The following is a 26584-nucleotide window of genomic DNA, read 5'->3' as shown; positions in this document are numbered from 1 at the left end:
CCCGCCGGATAGACTACCGCCCCGGCCCTATTCGATCCGGCGGGTCCGCGCCGCGCCACGGGCCGATCGCACGGGCCGATCGCACGGGCCGATCGCACGGGCCGATCACCCCGGCATCACTACGACGGATCGAGCGCGCTCCGGAGGATCTGATAGTGGGTCCCTTTTGCTATCTGCGCATGATTGGGCACGCTCACCGTCCGGCCATTTCCACCACGAAGGACACAATGCGTGCCATCGCGAACCATACGGAATCCCCGGCTCTTGAGGAAGTCGATCATTTCGGCGGCGGAACAGGGAAAAGCGGGAGGTCGGTGCGCACGGCGCCGTCGACTCATGGACTGGCTCTCCTCGAAGGCTGTCCGCGGAGGCAGCGCGCACTGCCCGGCGCGGAGGCGGAAACGCCTTCAGTCAGCAGCGCCGGGGCACATCGGATCGAGCGGGTCGGACGAGTCCGGCAAACCTCGGACGGGCTCGGACCTCCGCCGGTAGGGTGCAGTACCTTTTCGGAGCGTCGGGGGTGGGGGATGGGCGGCAGCGCGAGCAGGGCCGAGGAAGAATTCGCGAAGTGGCTGCGTGAAGTGCGTGCCGGCCACGAGTGGCTGACCTACGAGAATCTCCGCAGGAGGACCGGCATACCCACGTCCACCATTTCGAATGCCTTCGGGGGAAGGCATTTACCCTCGTACGACAATGCCCAGAAGCTCGTCAGGGCCATTTCCGGCGACGGCGGATTCGAAGACGAGTGCCGTATCCGATGGGTCGCCGCGAAGAAGGCGCGAGAGAAGCGGAACGACCCCGACCGGGCCGAACCGACCCCGATCGAGGACAGTTCGGCCGGACCTGATACGGCCTCTCCGGACGCTCCCCCGGCCGCCGCTTCAAGAACCCCGCCGGAATCCACTCGCCCCCACCGCGCCGTCCGCATGCTGATCGTGGGCGCCGTGGCCTTCTCGATGGGTCTCGGCCTTCTGTATGGATATCGTGCGGTGACGGTGCAGGACGACCGTCGCGGCGCGGATGGCGGACGGCAGGAAGGCGTCGACCGGAACATCGCGGTGTACACCGAACTCCTCGATCAGCCGGACAAGGGTCTGATCGCAGCCTCGAAGGACGAATTCATTCCCTCACCGAGCGAGCGCAGATTTCTCTCCACTCCCTACACGGTCGGCACTCAGAAATATCTCAACATCGTGAGAAACTCGGCGGAAGCCATCGAGGTCGAGTCAGTGACGTCGAGCATCCTCCTGACCAATGAGCGGAATCAGAAGATCAAGATCGTGAACATTGAAATCGACATCGTGGAGCGCGGCAGCCCCTGGTCCGGAACCCTCTTCTGCGTCGGCCCTCAAGCAGGCGGCCCAAATATGCAGATGCTCTTCGATCTGGATACCGCGAAGCCGGTCGCCCGCTCGACGGACGCGACAATGGAAGAAGTCGGCCCACCCTTCTTCTACAGCAGGACGATCGACCTGGAGGGAAAGGGGCAGGAGACCCTTGCGGTGCGAGCGGTGACAAAAAGAAGCTTCGTCGCTTTTCAGCTCCTGGTCACCTATTTGATCGGCCAGGAACGCAAGGTGGTGGCCATCGACAACAATGGACGCCCCTTCCGGGTGACGGCTTTCAACAAGATGGGAGCGGGCAGCGGTTCCTACCGCCGAGTCTTCTCGATGACCCCCGAGTACGCCTTGCGGGAGGCCGCCGGGCGCGGGAAGACCGGGAGGGGCGCACCCTGCGGCGCCTAACGAGCTCGTGCATGGCTGGCGGTGAGGCGTCGAAGGGTTCGACGTGGCTCAGTGCTCACATCTGCCGCGCTGCGGCCAGGTCTGCGGATTGCCCCAGAGGGTCGCAGCACCAGCGTCTACTGCCGTTTTCCCTGGAGTAGCTGATGTTTCCTTCCTCCGCCTCGGCTGCGCGTGGTGCCCGGCTGACGACCCTCCTCGTCGCCCAGCTGCGGCTGGCCGCACGACGGTCAACGGCTCCGCCCAGAGCCTGGGACTGACGTGGAACGCGGTGGCGAGCGCCGTCTACGGATGGACGTGGCGCTCCGTCACCGATCCGCCTCCGCTCACCCCTCCAGCGCCTGCGGGAGAGCCTGACCGGTCCTACGCACGTCTGACTCCCCAGGCTGTGGCCGTCATGCGCCGGGAGTACCGCGGCGGCAGCGTGAGCATCGCGCAACGGGCCGCGCGGTACCAGGTGGCCGAGAGCGCCGCCCGCAACGCCATCATGGGGTTCACTTGGCGGTATGTCGCCGAGCCGGCCGTCGGGCGGGCGGACGTGGGCGGCCGGACCGTCGTTTCCGAGGAGGACGAGAGGGAGATCATGCGGCGGCGGTCTGCCGGGCAGCGTGGCCTGGTGACCACAGGCCCGCACTCAGTTCGTTCGAGGCCCAGGTCAGGCCGCGCACCGCGTGATCGACGGTGCCGGCCCATCGAGGTCGGTGGCCGTCACGGTACGGGCCGGAGGCCAGCGCCCGGCGCCGGTCACCGAGCAGCAGGGGCACATCGGCCGTGTCGCGGACCGCGGCGCTCTCCCGGAGGTCCTCCAGCAGGTGCCAGGTCACAACCCGCCGGGCTGACTCCAGGAGATCCTCGCGCTGCCGGGCTCTGGCCCAATTTCCGGGCACGGCTCGTTGCCAGGCGGGAAGCGGCTCGGCGTAGAGCTCCTGGTGACGGGCACCGTCCAGCCACCACAGCGGCTGATCGAGCGGCACGTCGTCGACCAGGACATCGGCGTCCCGCGCGGCACGCCAGACCGCCAGCGCCAGGAGCAGCGTCGCAGGCATCCACCGGGTCAGCCTCTCCTCACCCGGGTCGGCGTCGGCGATCCCGCCCTCCTCCTCGATCCGCTCGATGTCCCCGGGGTCGTAGCCGATGTACCGATCCGTCAGCGCCCACGACAGCCGCCGCACCCGCGCCCACGTGCCCCTCCCTGTATGCCTGCTGGTGCCGGACCTCCCAGTCATCCAGCTCCTCCGCCCCGGTCACGAACCCCCCTTCCGTCATCATGCAGATCAGCACCGGTCACGCTATCGCCCTGGGAGGGCGCAGCGTGATGGTTCGGCAACTGACCAGGCACCGCCCGTCGCGATCCCACCCGCGGCCTCGTCTTCGCCGGGATCAACAAGACCCCGCCTTTCCGTACCATCGGACCGACTGGCCGGCGTCCTCAGCCATGCGCACAACGACTTTCAGCGCTCGTAGTGGCGCTGATCTGCGACCACCCGCTCAGCGGCACCGACATCCGCCGGCTGCTGCTCACCGACCGCTGCGCCTCCGCGTGGCTCCGTGAACGTCACCACCGCTGGCCAGTGACCACCAACCCGCATCCGCTGATCAACCGATGGACCGCGGTGGACACCACTGAGCCCCCGCCAACTTGAAATCGGCAGATCAAAGGGGCTGGTGTGACCGGCTCTCGGGGTGCTCCCGCTGGTCATGGGCGACTGTCTGCGGAGAAGACCGTCTGTCAGCGGTTGACTTCGAGGTTGGTTAGAACGAGCAGGGCGCACAGGAGCTGGGTGGCGCGGGCGGGCTTGGTGCGGAGTTTGCTGAGGGTCCGCCAGTTCTTGAGGTGGGCGAAGCCGTGCTCGACCGGTGCACGTCCGCTCGGTGAGGACGCGGCCGGCCCCGGTCCGCCGTACGGGACTTTCTCGATGCGTTTGCCTGCGGGCTCCAGGCCGTGCCTCTTTGCGTAATTGACAACGCGACGCCACTCCGCGACCTCGTCGTCATCGGGATCAGTGATCCGGACGCGCCCCTCGGCGATGAGCCGCTCGATCAGTTCCCGCGCCTTCGCCCGCCGGGCACGCGCGACGGGCCGCTCGCTATGGGCCGACCGAGGCTTGGCGGGCTCCGCCGGCTCACCGCCGCCAGCGACCGTAGAGTTGTCGTCGATCATCAGGAGCCAACGATCCCGCAAGGCATCGGCCGAACGCCAGCCACTTGCCCTCAGCGTTCCGAGCGCCCTCGTCGACGGCAGGGGGTCAGGGGAGCCCGTGCTGCCGTTCGATCAAGGCGCCGACCACCAGTGCACAAGCTCCGGCCCACGCCGCGCTGCCTTACCGCGAGCACAGCCGAAGGGGCGTCGGTCAGCCGCGGGAGTCCTCTGGGACCTTTCTGGGACTTCCGGCCCCATCAACCGGCACGAGCGTGAATCAACCGAAAGCCCATTCGCGCAGCTCAGCAGCCACCACGCGCCCATCACGGCAGGTCACGGCGCCCACTGATCTCTTCTGGGACATTCGCCCAGCAGGACTCAGTAGCTCCGCGCTGAGCGTCGCCGACCGTCGCGCTCCATTCGTACCCGCCGCCCGACGTGCTCCGACCTGCATGACAATCCGCCTGACGCTCCATCAGAACGAGCGTTCAAATGAGCGTCAAGACACCTCGGAGAGCGTCATTTCAGCGTCAGGATATCGCCCGTAGCGCCCACAACGCACACCACCTAAACCCGCAGGTCAGGCGCCTTCGCGGCCGGTTCAAGGATCGCCACGCACTCCACATGGTGCGTCATCGGGAAGAGGTCGGTTGGGTCTGGTTGAAGATAGGTGCAGGTCAGAGGCTATTTGATGTACGCGATTGCGGCGATCTCCGGGCCCCGAGCGTCATATGAGCGTCAAGAGAAAGAGGGCTCAGGCGAGCGTCGGGGTTCGGTGTCGGTCGTCGGCCGAGCGGGGGCGTTCACTCCGCGTGAAGGGTGCATGCAGCCGTCATTCGGCAGCGCTGTGGGCGGTAGCGCCCTTCCTGAAGTGGTGGTGCGACAACGAGTGATGCACCGAGCCGGATCGTCCCGCTCAAATGTCCCGGAAGAGACCAGCCAGGTCTGCGACCCGCTTTGCTTGCCGTGGCTAGGCAGCTGAACTGCGCAAATAGCCTTTCGGCTCTTTCACGGCCATGCCCGTTGATGCAGCCGGAAGTCCCAGATTCCGACGCCGTACAGCGAGCGGCCCGTCGCTCGGGCTCGGCGGGCGAAGGTGGGGGCGGTGGCTCGATCCAGCCGCGCCGCCAACCCTTGGCGACCTCCCAGTCGCCGCCAGCCCCGGCGAAGACAGCGAGCGCGACCATGATGAGAACGCCGACCTTCCGGGCGACCATCACGCCTCAGTACAGGGAGGCGCCGATCGCGCAGCCCAGGGCGACCAGAGCTGGGACGCCCCAGCCCAGGCCGTACTTCGCCCCCAATCGGTTGACCTTCAATACGCGCCGGATCGCGTCGTCGATTGAGGTGTTGGCCGCTTGGAACAGATCAGCAGACAGGGCGTGGACCACGGTGATGGCGACGGTGATGAAGGCGATGGCGCAGAAGCTGAACAGGACGCCTGTTAGTGCCGATCGCGGCCTGAGCCAGGGCACGCGCGTCCCGCCGCCAGGTCGCGAACATCAGCTGGATGCAGAACGTGCCGACGGTCAGCGAGCCCGATGTGCAACAGCAGCTCGTAGTAGTCCCGGAACCATCCGGCGTTGAGATCGATGGCGGTGGTCGCGTTGACGGCGTCAGCGGCGAGATCCGCCGCGCTGGCTGTCAGTTCGCCCGCCTGGCTTCGCGATCCACGCGCCGATGCCGTCGGTCACGGCTCCGGCGGGGTTGGTGGCGAAGCCGACGGCGCCGCACACCTTGTCCATCAGCGGGAAGTCACAGACCCCCCATGGTCGTCCCTGCATTCTAGGACCGGGGGTCCGGGCGCGACGGACGGCATGACGCCGACCAGCGCGCAGGGATGGTCTGGTCGGCCCTGCACCGCCAGGGTGACGGAACGGCTCTCCGCACCGCTGGCGGGCGACCCCGTCCAGGCGATCGACTGCTCATGAGGAACAGCCTTTGCGCCCCCGCCGGGCAGGCCTTCGTTTTTCACTATCGGGAAATATAAGGGCTCGGTGCCCCGTGCCAGCTGATGCGGAGGGTGTCGCGGGCGCGGGTGGCGGCGACGAAGAGGAGGGAGCGGGCCTTGCGTTCCTCGCGGGCGTAGCGCTGGGGGTCGGATTCGCTGTAGCGGTCGATGACTGCGGTGCGGGGGATGACACCGTCTCGGGCACCGACGATGGCGAGCTTCTGGTATTCGAGGCCCTTGAAGCGGTGCATGGTGCCGACGTGGACTTCGCCGTCGCCCTTGACGCCGTCCTTGGTGAGTTCGGCTACGGTGATGCCGGCCTCGGTGGCGAGGTAGTACATGACCTGGTTGACGGAGTCGCGGTCGGCGACGCAGACAGCGATATTGCCGCGGGGGTCGCGGCGCGGGTTGTTGCCACCGTCGCCGGAGGTGAGTTCCTCGCGCCAGGCGTGGAGAGTGGTGGCGAGTTGGGTGAGTTCGTCGTCCCAGGTGTCGCAGGGGGCGAGTTCGGGGACAGGGCCGCGAAGGACGGAGCGGTAGCCGGCGAGGGTGTCGGTGCCGTCGTCGAGGTCGTCGTAGGCGGGGGCGTTGCCCTTGGTGTCGACGACCTGCAGCGCGCGGGCGAGGATCTCCTTGGTGGTGCGGTAGCTGAGGGTGAGGCGGGAGGAGCGGCCCCGGATGTTGACGCCGACGGTGCCGAGAGTGACCTGCTGGTCGTAGATGCGCTGGTAGGTGTCGCCGGCGATGAACATGTCGTCGGGGCCGGGGGCGACCATTGCGCGGAGCATTTTCCAGTGGGCGGGGCGCAGATCCTGGGCCTCGTCAACGACGACGTGCTGGTAGCGGTGGGCGATGTAGCGCATGCCGGAGCTGTCGTCGCGGTGGATGAGGTCCTTGCCGCCGACCTCGTCTTTACGGTCCTGCCTGGCCTTGATCTTGGCGGCGCGTTCCATCTCGAAGCGGGCCGCGCGTTCGGCGGCCTGGCCCCAGGTTTCGCGGTTCTCCTTGTCGAGGCGGGCGGTGAACTGCTCGAGGATCTTCCAGATCTGGGCGCGTTCGGGGCGGCTGACGGACCGGCCGCGGCCTGCGCGGCGGGCGTCGAAGTACGCCTTGCGGTTGCCGAGTGACTGGCCGAGGATCACCTGTTCCCATTCCTCGTAGAGGAACTCGGGCTCCCAGCGCTTCTCGTCGAGTTCGAACAGGAGGCGTTGGAGGATGCCGATCGCGACGCTGTCGTAGATGCGCTGCTTGCCACTGCCGCTGAGTGAGTTCTCGTTGAGGACGCGGGCCGCGAGCTTGTCGATGTTGGTGATTTCGACGCGGGCGACGAGGTCGGGTTCGAGGAGGGAGGAGAGGCGGGCGCGGAGATCGACGGTGAGGTTGGTGGTGAAGGTGGTGAGCAGGATGGGCTTGTTGTGGCCGGGAGGGAGCTGCTGGGCCAGGTGCTTGACCCGGTGGAGGGCAACGATCGTCTTGCCGGTTCCCGGGCCGCCGGAGACCCGGGCGGGACCGTTGTAACGACGGTCGACAAGCTTGGCCTGGGCGGGGTGGAGGAAGACCTTCCAGGCCCGGAAGTCGCCTTCTTCCAGTACGACGCGGAGGTCGTCGTCGATGGTGGTGACGGTGGTGCGGGCCAGCGCCGCGCCGAGGTCGTCGTGTTCGGTGTCGGCGAGGTCGACCTCGACGGGGGCCGTGATCTCGCGCCGGACCTCGTCGATGGACATCCCGGCGGCGAGGCCGTAGAGGATGTCCTTGGTCAGGAGCGGGGCGCCGGAGACCAGCTGGTCGAGCTCGCCGCTCTCGGTGACGGCGAGTGCGAGGTTGATGAGCTGTGCGGCCACACCGAGCGAGCGCAGGTCCTCGCCGGTGATCCCGGAGAGGAGCGGTGCGGCGGGCTCTACGGCGACCGACTCGTGAACCTCCGGGGTCGGCGCCGGCTGCTGGAGCTCGGCCTCGGGCGTCGGGTCGACCGGGGTGAGGGTGACGCCGGCGCGCTGCAGCACGCTCTGCCCGACGACGGACAGATCGACGAACTCGATCTCACCGGTGACGCGGTTGATCGCGACGGAGAGTTCTTCGTAGACGTGCTTGCGGTGGCGTACCGCGACGACGAGCCACCGTTCCTGGCCGTGCTCGTCCACACCGGCCTTGGCGAGGAGGGCCCGGTAGGACTGGTCGATCTTCGCGCGGAAGACCCGTCCGTCGCCCTTGAGGGGCTTGAGGTCGAGGCCGGGGTGGTCGGGGTTCTGCCGGAATCGGTGGCAGAAGTCGTAGAACTTGCCCTTGACCGAGCGGTCGAGCTTGTACAGCTCGTGTTCGGCCTTTTCGTACAGGCTGAGCCGGGCGGTCATCAGGAGTTGGAGCCTTCCGTGTCGGGGAGGAGGGTCAGGAGGGTGTCGAGGTGGTCGAGCCAGTCGGTGGCGGTACGTACGGTCCAGCCGTCGGCGGCGTATGCCTCGTCGCGTTTGCGGCGCTCTTCCTCGGCTTGGGATCCGTGTGTGTCCGGGGCCACGACGACGGCGATCTTGATTTGGGAATCGGTCCAGGCGAAGTCCGTCTGCCAGCCCCGTTCGCCCAGTTCGTAGCCGAAGACTGGGGCCTTCTTGCCCTTGGCGGCGATCTTCTTGGCCAGCCGGGTGAGGTCGGATTCCGGTTCGTCCTCCTCAAGGAGCTCGATGATGTCCTCGTCCCAGGTCCGGTCCCGCAGGACGCCGGCGACCACTTTCTCCAGGGAGGACTCCTCCGTCGATTCGGCGTCGGCCGCACCGGCGAGTACCGCGGTGCGGCTGTCCACCACCGAACTCACCTCGTCGGCAGCCGGGTTCCGCTGGACGATCAGCGATTCGAGTTCGCCGACCCCGCCGCCGATGGTGAGGACCTCCACCGGGTAGTCGGCGGCCTGGCTGCTCGCGAGCTGGATGCCGTCGCCGCCGGCGAAGGCCAGGAACTGCAGCAGGTTCGACCAGTACAGCCAGGACCGCCACATCAGCTTGTGCTCGGCGGTGCCCAGGCTCGCGGTGCGGTCGTCGAGTACGGCGATGGCGCTCCAACCCGGCTCCTGGCCGGAGGCATCCACGGTGTAGATCAGCGGCAGCCCGTTTTCGTCCACGGCGTGCAGGACGAGGATCGCTCCGTCGCCTTCCCCGGCTTCCTGCCCCGGCGGCTGACCGCGGCCGAGGGCGGTGAGGGCGGCCCGTACGGCTTCGCGTGCCTGCCCCCGGTCGGCCTGCTGGACGAGCGGCTCCGGCGCGCTCATCAGCCCGCCGACCAGCGCCTTGGCCCGCCGCCCCCATGCGGTACGGGAGGGCTGGCGCAGGTAAGCGAGGAGCGTGTCGATGGGATTGGCGAACACAGCGGCCGAGAAGTGGGCGCGGTCGCCGCCCAACTCCTCGTACCACTCCTTGGCGGTGTCCTGGCCGATGCGCCGGTAGGGCGGCCACACCGGCTGCGCCTTGGCGGCGTCGCCCTTTTCGAAGAGCTCCAGGTCGTCCCAGGTGATCTGGAAGACGATGTGCCCGTCGGCCCGCAGGTGGTTGCGCTTGGTGCAGTCGGGCGCAATCTGGTTGTGCTTGCGGCTGGCGTGGTACCTGTGGCCGTCGAGGTAGACGGTGACGAGCCGGCGGGGGCCGTCGGTGGATTCAAAGGTGAAGTCGGTGCGGGTGTGCTCCATGCTGCGTTGGGCGGTGAGTCGCCAGCCGGTCGAGCGTACGGACCCGGTATCGGCGACCTGTCCCGCACTGGCCGTGGAACCGGTGAAGCGGAGGTATCCGCTGTTCGTTCCACTCTCGTCGAGTGCGGCGTCGTCCTGGTTCTCGCTCCACTTGCGCAGGGCGGCCAGGAAGCGGGCCTCCAGGTCGGACTCGACCTGCTTGTCCAGGCCGATCAATTCTGTGGATGCCACCTTGGTGACCGCCCACCCGTTGACGGGGTTACCGTCGGCGTCGCGCAGCGGCTCGCCGTTCTCGTCGACCGGGCCGAGGAGGTCACCGAGGATCTCCAGGGCTTCGTGGCGTGAGACGGCGTCCTGGTGGCGTTCCTCGGTGTAGCGGTGCAGACAGCGGTGGCAGGCCCGCAGGCCCTCATCCTGACAAGGGCAGGCGAGGAGCGCGGCACGGGCCTTGAGGAGCATCTCCTTGAAGTCGCCGGGGTCGGTCAGCCGGTCCAGATATCCGGTGCCGCCGGGGAGCCGGTCGAAGAGCACCAGGAAGTGGCGTTTCTCGCCGGTGGCCTGGTCGGGCATACGGGCCAGCGTGGTGTCCAGGTGCGCGGGGTCGCCGCCGAACTGCCGGTCGACGCCGAGCCGCAGTGCGGCCTTGAAGGAGTAGATCTTCTCCTCGACGAGTACGGTGGCCGCCGGAAGGAGCACCCGCAGCGCCTCAGTGTTCAGCTGGTGGGCGAGGAGCACCGGCTGCTGGGGCACGGTAGCGGCCTTCTTCCCACGCCGCAGCGGGCACCACGGCTGGTGGTGCTTGACCTTCGGGTTGCGGGCGGCCGAGGAGTCCAAGGCGTCGGTGGCGTGATCGAAGACCGGTTTGCCGTCGGCGGTCGCCGCCCCGCACGCGGTGCACACGTGGAACGGGGCCATGCGGACGTCCTGCCCGGCGAGTTCGTCCTCGGTCTGGCTGTCGAACCGCATCGGGCCGACGTTGATGCGGCGAATCACCGCCTTGCGGCAGTAGTCGACGCCGAAGGTGTGGTGGGCGTGCCGCCAGGACGCGCCGTGCTTGATCTCCTCCCGGGGGATGTCCACCGCATCGATGATGGTGTAGTAGCGCTGTTCCCGGTCGTCCTTGTCATCGCCGATACGGGCGTCCTCGCGCTTGTCGCGGGAGGTGACGGTCGTGGGCTCGATGACCTGGTGCAGGCAGGAACCGTCGTCCGCGATCCCGGTGCTGCCGCAGCGCGGGCATGGCGAGCGGTCGTCCTTGGCGTCCTCGGTGCGGACGTAGCCGCACTCCGGGCAGAACCGCCAGGCCCTCCAGTCCGGCTGAGAGGGGCTGCCGATGTCGATGCCGGTGATCTCGTGCTTGTAGCCGTTGACGTAGAACGTGTTGCCGGGAGCGAGTTCGGAAAGGGCGTAGCGCCGGGGCCGGTCGTAGGAGCGGATCTTGGAGTCGAAGCGGTCCCGGCCGGTGTTCGGATCCATATCGTCGACCCAGTACAGCGTTGCGTTGAGGGTGGTGACAGAGTCGATGAGCGCGTAGTTCGGCAGCAGCCCGAGATCACACAGGGCCTGCTGTGCGGTGATGAGCCCGAGCTTGCTCAAGCGCTTGCCGAGCGCCCGGTGTTCGGCGTCGAGTTCGGCCTTACGGTCGCGCTGCTCGTCCTCGGTGTCGTGGAGTTCGTCGCGGGCCTCCGCGATGTACCGCAGCCGACGCCGCAGCACCTCCTCGGCGTGGAGCCACTGTCGCTCGGCCCGCTCCACCGCGCTGCGCAGCCCGCGCCCGGCGAAGGCCCGCAGGTCGTCGGCGGCCTGTTCGTTGACGCCGACGGGAAACAGGTCCAGGAACCCCTCGACCAGGTTCGAGGCGTCTGCGAGCGCCGCTTCGACGAGATCGGCGAGGTATCCGGATGGGCCGAAGAGGGCCGGAGCGTCCCGTACGACTGCGGGCAGCGGACGGCCGTCAGTGCGCGAAAGCCGGCCCCGCGCGGCGAGGTCGAGGAGGTGTGCGAGGTACTGGCGGCGCAGGATCTCGATGGCCGACAGGTGACTGCCCGGCGGCACGATCTGCCCGGCGATCATCTCGCGCGGCTGCTCCAGGTAGTACAGGTCTCGGCGGCTGCGGTCGGGGATGGTCAGCAGGAACGCGTTTCCGGTACGGCGCCCGGCCCGGCCCACCTGCTGGGCGTAGTTGGCAGCGCGCCTCGGCAGTGCGGCGAGTACGACGGCCGACAGGTCGCCGATGTCGATGCCCATTTCGAGCGTCGGTGTACAGGACAGCACGTTGGGATCCTTGAACCCGCTGCCGTCCTTGAACGCCGCCTCGACCCGCTCCCGCTCCGGCCGGGTCAGCATGCCCGTGTGCTCAGCCGTGATGACCTGGTACGTGCCCGCCTTCCGGTACAGCCTGCGGTAGTAGTCCTCGCGGTAGTTACGGTCCCGCTGGTGCTTGCCGAGCCCCTCGGGCCGGTCGCCCGCGACGAGGAGGCCGGTGCGGCAACGGTAGGACGGGCAGCGCTGCCCGTCCCACTGCACGAGGAGGCCGGGGTGGACGGTCTGCTCCCAGAAGCAGTCCGGGCAGCGCACAAACGCCTCGTTCACCTCGGCGTCCTTCAACAGCTGTACGTCGATCGCGCCCGGCTTCAGACCGTAGACACGCAGGCTGCTGTCGGTCGGAGTGCGCACCGAGAGCAGGCCCGCCTCGACCAGCGCGGGCAGCAGCCGCGACCAGAACTCCGCGGCCTGCTCTCGCGGCAGCCCGAGCGTGCGCTGCGCCCACCGCTCGTACCAGGAGAGACGGCCGGTCGCGAAGTCGAACTCGCTCCTCGTCTTGGGGGCGCTGAGCAGGAACACCGGGGCCGCGATGCCCTTGGGGAAGGCGCGCATACCGGGAGGCCGCTTGCCCCAGATGAAGTACCGGCTGGTACCGGCCTCCGAGAGGTACCCCTCCAGCCACTTGTGACCTATCGCGCCACGGGTCCGCAGCCGCTCCAGGAAGATCCGCAGGAACCCGAGGTAGCGGGCGTCTTCCTGCTCGATGACCGGCAGCCCGCCGCGCCCGTACGGCTCGGTGTGCGCGGCCTTGACCAGTACGATCGCGGCGGCGGGGTCCTCGATGCGCACGTGGGCGGCGGCGGTGCGGGTGAGTTCCAGGGTGCGGCCGTTGCGGGAGCGGAAGCCGAACTCCATCAGCGCCTCGAACGCGAAGCGCTCGCCGATCAGCTCCCAGGTCTTCTTGTCCCCGCCTCGCCCCTGACCGGACAGGAGCCGCTTGACGCCCTTGAAGTCGTGCAGGTCGGTGGGGACGACGGCGGCAAGGGTCTCGCGGTCGGTGGTCGCCGCGACCACGTCGGCGATCAGGTCGTGCAGTGCGGTCGGCGTCTCCTCCGACAGGTGCTTTTTGAACAGTGCGCGCAGGGAGAAGGTGTACGAGCGGCTGGCCACGAATCCGGCCCGGTGTGCGGCATCCTGCACCGAGTCATTGAACATCAGGGTCTTGTCCTCACCCTGCGCCCCGTCCATCTCGCCGCCGGTGAACAACTGGGTGACCGAGGCGGCGGCGAGGGCGGCGGCACCGGTACCGAGGAAGCGGATCGCGTTGTGCGAGCCGCAGGCCGGGCACCAGTCGTCCTCTGCGGCGGTGGTCGCGGTGTCCCCGAGGTAGACGAGGACGAAGGTAGAGTCGGAGCCCGCCAGCCGGGGCGCGCCGGTCTCCTGGTCGTAGTCCTCGACCGGATCGGGCAGCCGCAGGCGGCGCCTCGGCCCGTCCAGTACACGCAACTGCCCGGCGTTGGTGGCCGCGAGGGCGGTGCTGCCGCGGCCCGCACCGCGCCCGGCCTCTTCCATCGGGGCGGCACCGGAGCCCTCCTGGGCCTCCTTCTCGGTGGCCGCGATCAGGTTCCGGACCCGCATCTTGTCCTGGCTGACCGAGGCTCGCCGGATCTTGTGCGTGTCGACCTGTACGTCCGCGTCGTCGGTCTCCGGGGAGAACACCGCCCAGCCCGAACGGCCGCAGTCACGGCAGTAGACGGCCGGCAGAAACAGGTTCGCCGCCGCGCCCGCGGTTGCCGTCGTCACCGGGGCGGTACGCGTCGGCTGCTCGCCCGAGTGGTGGGCGGAACCGGCCGAGTCCCACTGGAACTCGGCCTTGGGCCACGGCAGCACACCGCGCACGACCCGCGACACCGACCGCGCCCACTGATGCACTTCGACCTGCACGAAGGGCCGCGGCCGCTCGGGCGTGGAGGCCGGATCACGAGCCACCGAGAGCAGCGCCACCAGGCGGGCCAGCGCGGATGCGGCCACCTCCGGCTGCCGGGTGATCGCCTGCCCCCAGGAGAACGCGCCCCGCCGCCACATCAGGTCCAGCACCTCGGGCACGGTCCGCACCTGCCCGTCCAGGGCATGCATCACCGCCGAGGTCAGCATGTGTTTCTTCAACAGGCCGCCGAGCACGAGCGGGTCGGTCTCGCGGGTGCCGGTGACGGCCTCGACGAGTTCGAGGAACTCCTCCTTGCCGAGTGAGGGGTCAGGGAGGGTGGCCAACTCGTCCGGGACCGGGATCGGCAGCATCGGATCGAAGCCGCTCGGCGGCACGAACTCGTCCACCGTCTGCCGGTGCTCCCCGATGATCGAGGACACGTCGAACTCCGTACCGAATACCTGCGTCGCGACGTCGAGCAGCTGGCGGACCCCGTCCTGGTCCGTGCTGTCGGAGGCGAGCGTTGCCGAGGTCGCCACCGGGCAGATCCGACCCAGCGGACGGCCCTTCTCCGCCACCCCGACCGCCGAGGCGAGGCGGCGCAGGAGCATCGCGACGTCCGTGCCCTGCGCGCCGTCGTAGGTGTGGAACTCATCCACGACCACGTACCGGATATCCGCGTCCGCCCACAGCGGGGCGTCCTGGGCCCGCTGGAGCAGCAGGTCCAGCATCTTGTAGTTCGTGATCAGGATGTCGGGCGGCGAGATCTGCATGTCCGACCGGCGCGTGTACACCCGGTCGTAGTGCGTTGCCGCCTTGTCACCGATGTAGAGCCCGGCCCTCACCTTCTTCAACGCCTCGTGCTCACAGAGGAGTTCGTTGATGCGCTGGGCCTGGTCGGTGGCGAGCGCGTTCATCGGGTACAGGAGCACGGCCTTGACCCCGGCCCGCCCGGCCGCCCGCTCGCGGGCGCAGTGGTCCAATACGGGATAGAGGAACGACTCCGTCTTGCCGGAGCCGGTACCGGTTGTCACCAGCGTGGGCTTCGGCGTACGACCGCCCGCCGAGGACAGCCGCTCGAAGGCTTTCGCCTGGTGCGCGTACGGTGTCCAGCCGTCGGTCCGCCGCCAGTCGAGATACCTGGTCCAGGACGCGTTGGCCGCGACGAACGGCGTACGCACGCGGAGGAACGGCCCCCGGAACATCCCGGAGTTCTCGTCTCCGAGGAACCGGTGCAGCGCTTGCCGCGCGCCCTCGTCGGTCAGCGCGTATGTGGTGGACAGGTACTGCAGCAGGCTCTCCTTGAGCCCCTGTGCCTCGAGCGTTGGCCTCACGGCTTGGGCACCTCCTGTGTGACCGGGTCCCACTTACCGGCCTCGACGGCGGCGTCGAGACGCTTCTGGAAGTAGGCGTGGGCCTCGCGCATTTCGGTCTCGCGTTCGGCCTTGTAGAAGGGGGCGGTGTAGCCGTCGGGGACGGGGACTTCGGGGGCGGGATTGTTGGCGGGGTCGGCCTGGTGGGCCTTGAAGGCGGGGTCGGCCATGTACTCCTCGAACTGGGCCCACGAATCCTTCGTCTGACGCCGCCCGATCGTGCGGGCGTAACTCGCCAGCTTCCAGCCCTCGGCGTCGAACCAGCTCGCGGCCTCGTACTTCTGGAGTACGGGGAAGCGGCCCCGGTAGGCGGCGATCAGGGCGTTGGCGTCCATGCCGAGCCAGACGGCGACGAGGGCGTCGATCTCGACGAGAGCCGAGCGGCGGGCGCGCTCGGAGCGGAGGGGGGTATCCGAATTCCAGGTCGGGTTGACTTCGTGGAGCGACGGAAGGTCATCCCATACGCGTGCCCAGGGCTCGTACGCCGCCCACGTGGGGTCGTAGAGCTCCGCCCACAACGGTGCGTAGGCACGCGTGAGGCAGTTGAGGCGGAGAGTGCGGAGAAGGAGGGAAGGCGCCAAAGGATGGCCGGGCACTGGGGAGGGCATAGCCTTTGCGCCAGCAATGCGGAGATCTCCGCGACCAGTTGCACGCAGAAAATAGTCCAGCGGTACTGAGGCCCAAAAACCTGCTACCAGTGCAGTCATCCGGGATTCAGGCATGGCTAGGCTATGGACGGCATCGACGTGTGAAGTGCCCGGAGGAACCAGAGCGGGGTACAAGGCACGCTCACTGTTCGGCGAGACCATCCTTCGCCAGGCAAGCCGAGGGAATATTGTGCACCTTCGCCGCGCCCGGTCCACGAGAAGTGCGTCTACCTTCTCAGGATCCACCTTCGCGTCGGGCACGGAATTCGCGCGGGCGACCTGCTGACGTGCCCGTGCCACAGCCTTCTCATCAGACCGGAGTCGTGCGAGCGCCCGGTGATCGATCCAGCGGTCCTGCGCCGCGAGGTACTCCTGGGACCGTCCCTCGGCCCGTACGTATGCGGTGTCCGGCACGAAGTCCACCGGGAGATTCATCAGGTCCGCGCCGTAGGCGTCATTGCTGTTGGCGTCATGGCGTTTGAACACCGGGGTGGCAACACTCAACTGGGGGCCCTTGAGGATAACGTGCCGCCAGCGATCGGGCTGGTACGGGTCCCCCGTGGTGCTGTCGGGACGGTTGTAGTCGATCAGGTTGTCCTTCTTCGCCCCGCTCTCGTCATATCCGCGAGAGATCTGCGGCGTGAAAGTCCCCAGCCTTACCGGGTAGTCCGCCAGGGCGCTGATGGCTGAAGCTTCCCCAGTGCTGACCGGGAAGAGGAGGCGCGCATGCTGTACGGGCTGCTGCCCTTCGTCGTCGAGCAGGCGCTGCCACACAGCGAGCAGGTCTTCATCGACATGCACGACGCGAGCCTTGTGCGGTCGTTCATCGAACTCGGCGTTCTTGTATCGAACTCCGGGTACGTCGCCCGAGCCGTCGTGGTCGGACGAGTACCGCAGGGCGTCTGCCGACACCAGCCAGGAGAGATGGTCGAAGCCGATCTCTTTGGCGTCGCCGTAGATGTTCACGCCGAAATGCGTGCCGTCGCCAACGGGACGGGGAAAGAATCGCTGTCCGGAGTTGACAAAGTCGCCGTGAATTCGAAGCCGCCGGTATGCAGCCTCCCGGAGCGCCCCTTCCTTGTCACCCGTGAAGTGGGTGTCGGAATGCAGGAAACCCGTGGTGCCTGCGGCAGCGTTGTGATCCCACGCCTGGCACATGAAGGCCCTGTAGAGGTCCGGCTGGGTCCCCGTTAGCAGCGGATACACCTGCGAGGAGCCGAAGAAGCCGACCTGGGCGACGACGTCTGTGATCTCGCCCTGCACATACTGCTTGATTCGTGGCGTACCGAGCAGTTCCGAGCGACGCTTGTCCTTTGCGGATGTGGACGCCCGCTCCTCCAGCGCGAACCAAGGCTCGTGCTCCGCGAGAACTCCGGACTCGTCCCAACGGGGACGTACCCACGGCGGGTTGCCGACCTGAAGGTCGAACCCGCCGCCTTGAGCGAAGACGAGCGCGTACTCAAGTTCCCAGTGCAGGAACCCCTGATCCTCGGCGATGTCACGGACGGCACCCATCCATGGGAAGCGCGCTTCAGGCTCCCGCTGGTCCATGTCCATCTCGGTCTCGTCCTGGATGAGCTGCTCGTACTCGCTGAGCTCCTCCAGGGTGTTGAGGGACCCGATGAGTGAGCCGGCGTCCGGGACCGGTCCACGGCCGAGCATGGCCTCCAGGAAGTCCAGCCAGTCGTCGAGGTCCTTCAGTGCGATGAGCGGGCGGCGGGCGGGTCGGGAGGGATCAGGGGCGGGCTGCTTCCTGGTCTTCACCGTCGTCTTGGACGGGCCGACCTCCTTGACCTCCACGTGGACCACACCGTCGGAGGACGCCTCGACGTCAGACATCGAGATCTGGTCGCCCTCCATGGCGAAGAGCATGGTGTTCTCCACGAACCGCGGTGCGTTCGTGGGCATGGGCGGGGACGGAGGCGGGGTGGTCATCCCGGTCTCAGAGGGCGACGGAGCCTCCACGGGTGGCACCCCAGCCTCCGGTACCACCGTCGCGGACATCGCCTCGATCAGGTCACCGATGCTGCCCGCGCCCTCACTCCCCACCACCGGCGCACCCGCATACACGTCGTCCGACCCGTCGAGCAGCCCCGCCTTGCCCACCGGCCAGAACCACAGCGCGCACCACGCGTCCATGACGCGCTTGAGCCGCCAGTACGGGGTTCCCGCCGCGCGGAACAAGTCCGCGTACACCTTCTCCTTCGACATCCGGACGGCGGCGGCATCCAAACTGCGCTCGCCCCGCCGCAGGAAGGCGAACTCCTCGTCCTTCGTGTCCGCGCCCCAGACATCGATGCTGCGGGCGATCTCCCGCTCCGACAGCTCCATCCGCTTCACGACCAGCGACCACAGGAACTCCGCCCGCCGCGCCGCATCCCGCAGCCGCGTGTACTGCGAGGCCGCCTCGTCGCCGGACTTCCGGTCGAGGATCGGCTCGCCGGTCTTCTTGTTCAGCCGCCGTGCCGGTGTCTTCAGGATCCCCTTCTTCCACTCCGCGAGATCCTTCACCCCACCCTCGGCCAGCTGCACGAGCAGCTTCTTCGCGTCACCGCTCGCGACCGTGACCGCCGCCCACCCCGGTGTCGGCAGCAGGAACTGATGCACAGCCCCGTCCGGCAGCGGCTGTTCGGCCCCGTCCTTCAGGAACGGCAGCGGTTCCGGCGCGAGCGGTTTGGCGTTGAGCCAGGGGGCCTTGCCCTTCAGCGGGGCCACGTCCCCCGCCGCGTACACGGCCCGCCGCCCGCCGATCAGCGAGTTGCCGCGCCGCAGATGCAGCCCGAACCACGGGGCCCGCATCCCGGGATGCATGGTGTTCAGCCACATGGAGACCTCGGCCAGCTCGACGCCGGTCGCGTTGAGGTCCACGCCGTAGGCGTTGTGCAGGGCGATGTACGCCTTGGCCTTCTGCTTCTCCGTCAGCGCGTCGCCCGTCGGCACGGAGGCGCCCAGCTCGTCCTGCCGACGCCGCAAGTACTCCTCGGCGACCTGGTTGATCGCCTCGTTGAGGAATGCCCCCGAGCCCAGCGCGGGCTCACAGATCCGGTACTTGAGGAGCTCCGAGGCACGCGTCTTGACGATGTTTCCATCGGCGTCCCGCTCCTGGTCGAGCCGGTGCTTGAGCGCCAGCTCGACGGTGACCTTCGTCAGCGACTCGGGTGTGTAGTACGAGGCGGACGTCTCCCGGTCACGGCCTGCCAGGCGGTACACGAACCGGCCCGGCGGGTACTTCTTCGGGCCGCGCAGTCCCTTTACCGCGTCCCGGTCGTCGTACGTCACCCAGGTGTTCTCGGGGTACTCCTTGAGCCGCTGCGAGGGCACCAGCCAGGAGCCCTTCGCCGGGTCGCCGCCCTTGGCGACCTCGCACAGCTCTTCCTCGGCGATGATGCCGGTGTACGACATCAGCCCCTCGTACACGGCCCCGAGCTGGTTGATGCCGAGGTTGCGGTAGGAGATGAACCCGGCCCGGCCCCCGGCACGTTCGGCCTTCTTCAGGGTCAGCAGACGCAGCACCTCGTGCAGGGCGCTGTTGCGCGGCCGCAGATCCAGCCAGCGTGGTTCGTTGTCCTCGTCGCTGCGCGGGTCGCGGGTCTCGTTGCCGATGAGGCGGACGGATTCACGCTCGAAGAGCTCGCTGCGCAGGGGCTCGAAGCGCAGTCCGCGGTCCTCGCTCCGGTACTTCGCCTTGCGTCGCCGGGTGTCCTCGTCGTCGCCGGGCAGGGCGTCGTTCGGCTCGGTGCCATAGGGTCGGTAGCCGTTGTTGACCTTCTTGAAGAGGACGTCCAGCGAGGCGTGCAGATGGAATCCGTTACGAGCTGTCTCCTCCGTCAACAGTTCGTCGCGCTCCACCAGTTCACGCAGGCGCGCCATCGAGTAGCCGGCCTCGTAGGAGCCGTCGTCTGCGGGCAGGATGCCCAGTTCGGGACGGGCCTCGGCGTACAGCAAGAACAAGATGCGGTAGAGGTAGCGCAGCGACTCCCGGGTGAGCTGCCGGGCGAATGTCAGGTCCGGGCGCTCGATGTCGCGTGGGTCGAGCCCGGACTCATCCAGGCGTTCGAGGACCGCGTTGGCGATGATCTCGACGGACTTCTGGAGTCCTTCGCGCAGCTCTCCGGAGACTCCGACCGCGTTGTCGCGGGACGCCTTGACCAGCGCGTCGATGGCCGGCGGTTTGCCGTCCTCGGCCGGTGCGAGTACGTCGTGGCTGAACAGGCCCGCGATCGTGGCGAGTTCGCCGTGCTGGCGGCGGTCGTTGCGCTCCAGGGCGGCGTCGAGGTTTGCGGAGAGATAGCGGCCCTCGCCCCAGGCATGCCGGTCGGCGAGGACGATGACGCCGCCGCACAGGAGCAGTACGAACCGCGGGGCCGCGCCGCCCTCCTCACCCAGCTCGCTCTGGAACAACCAGGTGGCGAGCCCCTGCCCGCTCTCGTAACTCTCACCACTGCCCGCCCGCAGTGGGTGAAGCAGACGGCCGTACCCGCCCGCATCGAGCACTGTGTCGTTGCTCGCAGACCAGCCACAGTCCAGTGCCACGATGCCGTCGCCGTGCCAGGCCACGGCCACCTCGTGCTCGCGCCCGGCGCGGTGCACGGTCAGGGTCCGTGCGGTGGGTTCCGCTGAGACGGAGGGGAAGCCGAGCGCGGCAAGGACCTGCCGGTGCCAGTCCCGAACGCGCTCGCACCACTCCTCGTCCCCGTAGGTGTTGAGGCGGGCCTCGAAGGCCGCAGCGTCCGGGTACTCGTCATCCTGCTCGTCGGCCTTGGCCTGCTCGGCGAAGAAGCCTCGGTACTTCTCGCCCAGGTACGTCGAGCGCAGTGCCCGCACCGACTCGCGCGCCGTGGGGCGCGGGTCGTGCTCGTCGCTCTCCCGGTTGGCCCAGGCGGCGAAGACGCCCTTCTTGAGGCCGTCGCCGAGCTGCTCGGCGAAGTAGAACGCGGACAGATACTCGCCGCGGTTGGAGAAGGAGTCGAAGTCGGTACTCATCAGGCGGTCGTCTCTCCGGCAACAGGCGCAGCGGATACATCGGTTACTTCGGCGGGTGTCGCGGACAGCGGTTCAAGGACACCGAGCAGGCGCAGCATCGGCGCTCCGGAGGTCCGCAACGACCGGATCATGGACTTGCGGCGGCTCGCCGTGAGGTTCACGTCCTGCTTGGCCTTCTGCGAGCGGGCCGAGGCGGCGAACAGGGCGTCCTGCTGCCACTGGGCGACCCGCTTCTCGGAAGGGGCGAGCACCGCGTCGATCGCCTCCTTGTACTCCGCCGCCCGGTCGGTGAGGAACCCGGTCGCCGCGTCGACGGCCGCGGGCACCAGCGTCTGGAGCCCCTCCCGGTCGGCCGGGGTGGCGCGTCCGGGCATCTTCGGGCCGACATTGCACGCGGCGAGAAAGGCGTCGTCGATCCGCAGGACGCGCGGGGCGCTCGGCAGACCGACGACGGCCATCCACTCCACAACGGTGGGGCGGCCCACCGCGTTGGAGTGGATGCCCTGGACCAGATACACCGGACCGGCAAGATCGGCCGGCAGCCGCGCGTCCAGCTTCCTGGCTGCTTCGACATCGGGGGTGTAGGCGAGGACGAACGCCTGGTCGTGCCGCAGGGCGGCCAGGGCCTTGTCGGTCACCCAGTCCAGGACGGGATGGACGTCCGACACATAACTGACGTTGGGCCACTGGCTCTCGGTGGTTTCCCGGGCGACCTCCAGACGCTTGGCGGCGAGCCCCTTGTCGAAGGTGAGCCGCAGCCGGCCCTCCTTTTTCGGGGTCGGCAGGATGCCCTGGTCGGTCAGGTACGACTTGGGCAGCGACTTCAGCCGGTACACCAGGTCCGGCGGCGGTTCGAAGGCGATCGTGCCGTCGTCCTCACGGCGCAGCTTGAGCACGTTCTCCGGCTTGTCGGGGAAGTATGTCTGGCGCAACGCCTCGTCGAAGTAGGCGGCCGTGGAACCCGATGCGCCGAAAAGGCTCGGCACCGTGGCGGCAGGCACGTCGTCGGTCGGCTTCTTGGCGCCGACGTTGCCCATCAGCCGGCCGAGCATCGCCTTCGCGCCGCCGCTGGACTTCTTGATGGACTCCTCGACCGTCCGCCCGGAGATCAAGTCTCGCGTCAGGCGGTCCTCTTCCTCCTTTGCCCGGTAGATGCCTGTGACGGCCTCCGCCGAGCCCTCGATCCGGTGCGCCTCCTCCTCACGGACCAGGAGCTTGGAGCCCACCAGGCGGTCGTCCAGATGCAGCGGCTCGCCCTTCTCACCCGTACGCCACTCCACATCGCCGGTGAGGACCATGGCCCGGAACTGAGGAGCCTTGCTCTGCCCGTAACGGTCGATACGGCCGTTGCGCTGCTCGATGCGGATCAGCGACCACGGAAGGTCGTAATGAATCAACTGGTGGCACTGCTGGTGCAGGTTGACGCCTTCGGAGGCGACATCGCCGGTGAACAGGATGCGGACCGGGTCGGTCTTCAGCCCGAACTTGGAGACGATGTCCTTCTGCTCGTCCTCGTTGCTGGCCTCGCCGTGCATGACCTGGACCGCGCCGCCGTAGGCCAGCCAAGGCTTCGACTCCGCCACGGACTCCTCCAGCTTGGTCCCGGCCCGGAAACCGAGCCTGGGCGGGACCACTTCGGCAAGCCACTTCAAGGTGGGGATGCGCTCCGAGAAGACCACGACCCGCAGGTCCGACCCCGGACCCACACCGATCTCCTTCAGCTCGCGGACCAGGGCGTCGAGCTTCGCGGAGTCGTCGTCGCTGATGTCGGTGGCAAGGCGCTCAAGATCCACGATGGCCTCGCGCTCGATACGGCGCTCGGCCTCGCGGGCCGCCGGATCCTGCCCCCTCCTGATCTTGAGGGGAGCCTCCAGGACCTTCCGCCGCGCCGCGACCGAGTCCTGGAAGGCCCGGTGCGAGGACAGGAACGACTTCAGCAGGTTGTAGGCCACCATCGTGTCCGCGCACACCGAGGAAGCGGCTGGATCGCGCGGTGTCCATCGCGCGGCGAGCTCCTCCAGGACTGCCCGCTCTTTCGCCCCGGCCTCGCAGACCACCGGCCGGGACGGTCCGCGGTCGGCCCACTTGCCCTTGAGGGAGTCACGGACCTCGCGGTCGGTCTTGGTCCGCCGGATGTACAGGTGGCCGAGGTCCTTCACCTCGTACTCCGACGTGTTCGCGATCGCCGTCTTGTCCAGCATCCGGATCAGCTCGGCAAAGGACTCCGTCGCACCGTTGTGCGGCGTCGCGGAGGCGAGGATCAGCGCGTCGCTTTGCTCGGCCAGGGCGCGGGCGAGGTCGTTGTTCTTGGTGCCGCGGTTGACCAGGTTGTGCGACTCGTCGATGACCACCGCGTCCCAGTGGGAGTTCTCCAGGTGGTGGGCGTAGACGTCGCTCTTCAAGGTGTCCACGGAGATGATCGCGCGCTTGAAGTACGCGAACGGGTTGCGGCCGGCCGGGATGTCCCGCTGGATGCGCTGGATACCGGTGGAGTCCAGGCGGACCAACGGGATGGAGAAGCGGGTCCACAGCTCGCGCTGGAACTGCTCCAGGACGTGCGCCGGAGTGACCACCAGGATGCGCTCGCCGCGCCCGCGGCGGATGAGTTCGGCGAGCAGGATACCGATCTCCAGGGTCTTTCCCAGCCCTACCACGTCGGCGATCAGAACCCGCGGCTGCGGATTCTCCTTGGACAAGGCCAGCTCGGCGGGGCGCAGCTGGTGGGTCTGCTGGTCCATGAGGAAGTTGTCGGCCAGGGCGAGACCGTGCTCGGTCTGCGGGAGTGCGGTCTTGCGGATGACCGCCTCCAGGTAGAGGCGGGCCTTGCGGTGGTTCGGAGAGTCGTCCGGGACCAGAAGGGTCTTCTTCGGGTCGAGGGCCTCGATGTGGTCGAGCTTGTCGTAGAAGACGGCGTCGGCCCCGCGGACGAAGGAGGAGACTCCGGTGGCCTCGACCATCCAGTCCTCGTCACCCACCGGCGTAACGGTTTTGACCAGCCATTGCTCATCGCGGACCCGGACCTGCGCGCCCGGCGCGTACTTGGCCCGGCGGGTCAGGGAGGCGGCACCTGTGGGGCCGGGGACGGCGGAGTCCACGACTTCGTCCGCAGTGTCCTCCGTGTCGAACGCGCCCTGACCGTCGCCGGTCTCCGTCAGGCTGGTCACGTACCGCTCCATTCCTTCATACTGCTGTTTCACGTGTGCTCCGGAGAAGCCCCGAGGTGAAGTACGGCGACTCGATCGTCTGCCGTTGTTTTACCTCAGGGCGCTGACATTGCCTCCGGCGGACGATGTGCCTGAGAGCCGAGCTACAGCGCGGACTGCATCGCGTACCGCTTCCGCAAGTCCTCGGAAACCGTCAGAGAGGCCGGCCTCCGACCTCGCCTCGGCTTCTGGGCCGGCGGCTCCGGATCGGAAGTTTTCTCGGTTTCCCGCACGATGTCTTTCGTGAGATCCGCAGGCGCCTCAGCGCCGGCGCCTTCTGAGACCGGGAGAGGACGGTCGAGCGGGCTGTCCTGGTCATCCTCGTCCGCAGTGCCGGTCTCGCCGACCGGGGCCGTGAACTGTTCGATGCGTTCCCACACCGAGGAGGACGGGCCGTTGTTCTGCGTCGCGCGGGCACTGTCCTCGGAGGAGGTCGTCGCACTCACCAGTGCATGGCGGGCTTGTGCCGCCGACAGCCCCGCATCCTCTACGAGGGCCACACACTGCCGGGTCACCTCGGCCAGCATGGGCCGGTCGGCCGGCGCGTACGCGAGCATCGCTGTGATCAGCGGGAGGAGGGCATCAGGCAGTCCGGCCAGATTTGGGAACTGCTCCTCGTCCGCCACCTGAGTGGCGATTCCGAGCCAGTCCGCGCCCTCGTACGGGTAGTGGCCGGTCGCCGCATAGAGCAGCACTGTGCCGAGCCCGTACACATCGGCAGGTTCTTTCGGCTTGGTGCGGGCGAGCGCTTGCTCGGGAGGTATGCATCGAATGGTGCCGATGATCATCCCGGCCTGCGTCAGGTTGTCCTTGTCAGCGTCGACGAAGGCCCCGAGACCGAAATCGATCAGTATCGGACCGTACTCGCTGAGCATGACGTTCTGTGGTTTGAGGTCACGGTGGAGCAGGCCCACCTTATGAACTGCTTCGAGCCCTTCGGCGAGCAGTGCGCCGAGGCTGGCGACGAGCGGGGTAGGGAGCGTGCCCCGGCTCTGTACTTGCTCTTGAACCGTATGTCCTGGGACGTACTCGACGGCCATCCAGGGCTGCTCGGCGTACGGATCGGCGTCGAGGAAGCGTGCCACTCGATTCGTACCCACGACCGTTCGCGCGATGAGCGCTTCCTTCTCGAATCGGGCGCGCGTAGCCTGGTCGAGTCGGTCCCGTCGAATCACCTTCACCGCGACCGGGTCCCCGCCGGGCGAATAGGCCAGATAGACCTCTCCCATGCCCCCCGAGCCCAGCTCGCGCTCGACCACGTAGCGGCCGATCTGCGCGGGCACCTCTGCCATGTTCTCTGCGTCACCCTCTCGTGACCACGTCACCGTGTTGCACCATCACCGAAGGTCACCCTATCCCTGCGGCTACGGGAAAAGGGCGGGTTTCTGGCCCTTGACGTGCGCAGACGTCAAGGGCGGACGAGTTGGCCCGACGGGAGTCAGTCAACGTTCTCACGAAGCAGGTCGGCGAACGCCGTCCGCTCGCGCAGGTCCCGCCGCGGTGAGGGTGTCGCTATGGGGCTCGGCGAGGTTGGCGGACTGGCAGAAGGCGCCGGCCGGGTCGGTCCAGGTGAAGGCGTGCAGGCGCTTCGGTTCCTTGCATAGGCGGTTTGAGGTCTGGGCCGTTCGTCGTCATGGGGCGATGCTCCTTCCTGGATCGGTGGGGCCGCTGGGGCCGTTGAAGGCCGGGCGCTGCTCGGCGCCCCAGGGAAGGCGGTACGCGTCTGACAGAACTAGCCCGCAGCGCAGTGTGCTGCCGCTAACGTCGCACCATGTCATCAGCGACGGCCCGAGTGCGGCCGACGTGTAAGAGGGGGCGCTGAGCCATGGGGAAATCAGCACGGGTGCTGGGCGAGGAGTTTGGCCGAACTGCTCGAGAAATGAATGCGCTCCTCAAGGAATACGGCTACCTGGACGGAAACCCCGGCGCTTATGGGCTGACCGAGAAGGGGCAGCAGTACGCGAAGGAGCAATACCATTCACGCGGTACTGGCGGCTATGCCCAGTACAACCGAAACTGGGAAACTCGTACCTGGAGAGAGGAGACGGTAGCGGCGATTAAGGCTGATATGGAAGCCAATCCCGGAGGTTTCGAGGCCGGAGGGTCTCCCGCTGAAGAAGAGGCCATTCTCGAGTACACGCCCATCGTGGACTACAGCGGTAGTGGTGGTGACGATGGCCCTCAGCTCAGTTGGAAAAATTTGGCCATCAGCGGGCCGTAGTAGGCGCTATTCTCATCGCTCCTCATGTCAAGCCTCTCTGGGACAAAAAGGTGAAACCTGCTGCCAAGAAGCTGCGGGACAGATTGGTGAAACAGGAGGCCGTCGAGCCCACCGAATCCTGACGCTCATTCGTGGCGGGCAGCCGAGGGTGGCGACGACCCATTGCGCACTCTGTGGCCGTGCGCGGGCAGGATGGTGGTCCGAGTGCCGGTCGGTCAACGCGAGTATCGGCATCCAGGCGAGGAGGTTGCGTGTGATCTGCGCGATCTCGAGCCGGACACGGTTGTGCGCGGTGTGCTTCAGGGGCAACCTCCGTGGGCTGGTGGAGCGGGCGGGCCGGCTGCGGGCCCGGGTTCGCAGCCGGTCACGGCGGACGGGTTCGGCGATCGGCTGGCTGAAGGGGGCTGGTCAGCCGCATGCTCTTCGGTCAACCGGTCAGGGATGCTGTCGGCGAGTCCGGCG

9 protein-coding genes and 3 pseudogenes are annotated in these 26584 nt (G+C 67.9%); 3 read left to right on the top strand and 9 right to left on the bottom strand.

The features are described from left to right. Positions 1–1745 (top strand): helix-turn-helix domain-containing protein (locus ACWF94_RS06100; RefSeq protein WP_453485139.1); only part of this gene is annotated, 1745 nt, incomplete at its 5' end. Positions 1746–2323: 578 nt separating this feature from the next. On the opposite strand, the gene ACWF94_RS06095 is transcribed toward ACWF94_RS06100, so the two are convergent. After that, positions 2324–2968 (bottom strand): hypothetical protein, encoded by a 645-nt coding sequence (locus tag ACWF94_RS06095; protein WP_453485137.1) that lies wholly within the window; start codon positions 2966–2968, stop codon positions 2324–2326. A gap of 237 nt (positions 2969–3205) precedes the next feature. On the opposite strand from ACWF94_RS06095, the gene ACWF94_RS06090 reads away from it, so the two are divergent. After that, entirely contained in the window at positions 3206–3385 is a 180-nt protein-coding gene (locus tag ACWF94_RS06090) for a hypothetical protein (protein ID WP_453485135.1), read from the top strand. An 86-nt stretch (positions 3386–3471) separates the two neighbouring features. On the opposite strand, the pseudogene ACWF94_RS06085 reads toward ACWF94_RS06090, so the two are convergent. The 8 genes and pseudogenes from ACWF94_RS06085 to ACWF94_RS06050 all read right to left on the bottom strand — a co-directional run. Beyond that, positions 3472–3606 (bottom strand): annotated as a pseudogene (locus ACWF94_RS06085) (IS5/IS1182 family transposase); the annotation flags it as partial. 1385 nt (positions 3607–4991) lie between these two features. Continuing rightward, positions 4992–5666, bottom strand: a pseudogene (locus ACWF94_RS06080) (SCO6881 family protein); the annotation flags it as partial. After that, a pseudogene (locus ACWF94_RS06075) lies at positions 5627–5812 on the bottom strand (hypothetical protein); the annotation flags it as partial. The pseudogenes ACWF94_RS06075 and ACWF94_RS06080, both read right to left, overlap by 40 nt. Positions 5813–5856: 44 nt before the next feature. Beyond that, on the bottom strand, positions 5857–8184 hold the full coding sequence (locus tag ACWF94_RS06070) for a UvrD-helicase domain-containing protein (RefSeq protein WP_453485133.1): 2328 nt from the start codon (positions 8182–8184) through the stop codon (positions 5857–5859). Further along, entirely contained in the window at positions 8184–15029 is a 6846-nt protein-coding gene (locus ACWF94_RS06065; RefSeq protein WP_453485132.1) for a DEAD/DEAH box helicase, read from the bottom strand. The genes ACWF94_RS06070 and ACWF94_RS06065 overlap by 1 nt, the downstream gene beginning before the upstream one ends. Continuing rightward, the gene (locus tag ACWF94_RS06060; protein WP_453485130.1) at positions 15026–20698 is read right to left on the bottom strand and encodes a hypothetical protein; all 5673 of its coding nucleotides are present in this window, start codon (positions 20696–20698) and stop codon (positions 15026–15028) included. Before ACWF94_RS06060 ends, ACWF94_RS06065 begins: the two co-directional genes overlap by 4 nt. Then, positions 20698–23862, bottom strand: coding sequence for an SNF2-related protein (locus ACWF94_RS06055; RefSeq protein ID WP_453485128.1), 3165 nt, complete (start codon positions 23860–23862; stop codon positions 20698–20700). Before ACWF94_RS06055 ends, ACWF94_RS06060 begins: the two co-directional genes overlap by 1 nt. A 143-nt stretch (positions 23863–24005) precedes the next feature. Beyond that, positions 24006–25193: a protein kinase domain-containing protein gene (locus ACWF94_RS06050; RefSeq protein WP_453485127.1), complete on the bottom strand. Its 1188-nt coding sequence runs from the start codon at positions 25191–25193 to the stop codon at positions 24006–24008. A gap of 533 nt (positions 25194–25726) precedes the next feature. Between ACWF94_RS06050 and ACWF94_RS06045 the strand changes: the two genes are divergently transcribed. Continuing rightward, positions 25727–26122, top strand: coding sequence for a hypothetical protein (locus tag ACWF94_RS06045; protein WP_453485125.1), 396 nt, complete (start codon positions 25727–25729; stop codon positions 26120–26122). Positions 26123–26584 lie beyond the last annotated feature (462 nt).

The sequence above is a fragment of the Streptomyces sp. NPDC055078 genome (assembly GCF_053607985.1).
Note: the sequence above shows the minus strand (reverse complement) of the source record. Positions and strands in the feature narration are given on the sequence as shown.